Below are 1,138 nucleotides of genomic sequence, written 5' to 3' on the forward strand. Positions count from 1 at the left end.
GCCGCGTCGATGCGTTCGCGCGAGACGCCGCGCACGCCGGCGGCGGTCGACAGCGCCACCGGCGCCAGCATGGCGATCGCAATCACCAGGATTTTCGACGGCTCGCCGATGCCGAACCAGATGACGATCAGCGGCAGGTAGGCGAGCGGCGGGGTCGGCCGCAGGAACGAATTCGAGCAGCGGATCGAACACGCCGCGCCCGACCTTGCTGATGCCGATCGCGAGCCCGACCGGAACGCCCACAATGATCGCCACGATCAGCGCCGCGAACACACGGCCTAGACTGGCGGTGACGTGCTGAAGCAGCGTCGCGTAGACGAAACCGTCGCGGACGACCACGACGAACTTTGCCCACACGGCGGCGGGAGAGGGGAGGAAGACCGGCGAGACGAGCTGCAGCCGGGCCGACAATGTCCAGGCGCCCAGCAGGATGAGGATGGTGATGACGCTGATTGGCCGCGCCGAGATGCCCGTCCGCTTCGGCCGTGGCCGCGACCACGGCACCGAAAACCCGTCATTCTCCTCGGCTTTCGCTCCGGGCCGTTCGCTATAGCTGCCGACGCTCACGCCGCTTCTCCTTCGAAGATCGCATCGGTCAGGTCCGCGCGGGCTGCGGCAAAAGCCGGATCCGCCTTGATCGCGCGAATAGGCTCGCCGGCGGCATAACGCCGGCCGAAATGCGTTTCGAATGTCCCCACCACATGGCCGGGGCCCGGCGCCAGCACGACGATGCGCGTGGCGAGCACCAGCGCTTCTTCGATGCCATGCGTGACCATGAGCACGCCGACTTCGGCAGCCGCCCAGAGATCGAGCAGCGTCGTCTGCATGCGTTCGCGCGTCAGCGCATCGAGCGCGCCGAGTGGCTCGTCAAGCAGAAGGAAGTCCGGCTCGGCGGCTAAAGCGCGCGCCAGGCCGACGCGTTGCCGCATGCCGCCGGAAAGCTCCCAGATGCGCTTGTCGCCGGCGCCGTTGAGCTTGACCAGCGACAACAATTCGTCGGCGCGCCGCGCTCGCTTGTTGGCGCTCACGCCGCGCAGTCTGAGCGCGAAGGCGACGTTCTCGCGCGCGGTCAGCCAGGGAAACAGCGCATCGTTTTGGAAGACCACGGCGCGGTCGGGTCCAGGCGCGGTGATCGGCC

At 68.1% G+C, this 1,138-nt stretch carries 1 protein-coding gene and 1 pseudogene; both read right to left on the minus strand.

Annotated elements, in window-relative coordinates:
• Positions 1 to 567: pseudogene (locus tag DH10_RS28745) on the minus strand (ABC transporter permease); the annotation flags it as partial.
• A partial coding sequence (locus DH10_RS28750) for an ATP-binding cassette domain-containing protein (RefSeq protein WP_192385608.1) occupies positions 564 to 1,138 on the minus strand: 575 nt, incomplete at its 5' end. The gene DH10_RS28750 and the pseudogene DH10_RS28745, both read right to left, overlap by 4 nt.

The organism is Mesorhizobium silamurunense (genome assembly GCF_014843825.1).
Lineage (GTDB): Bacteria > Pseudomonadota > Alphaproteobacteria > Rhizobiales > Rhizobiaceae > Mesorhizobium > Mesorhizobium silamurunense.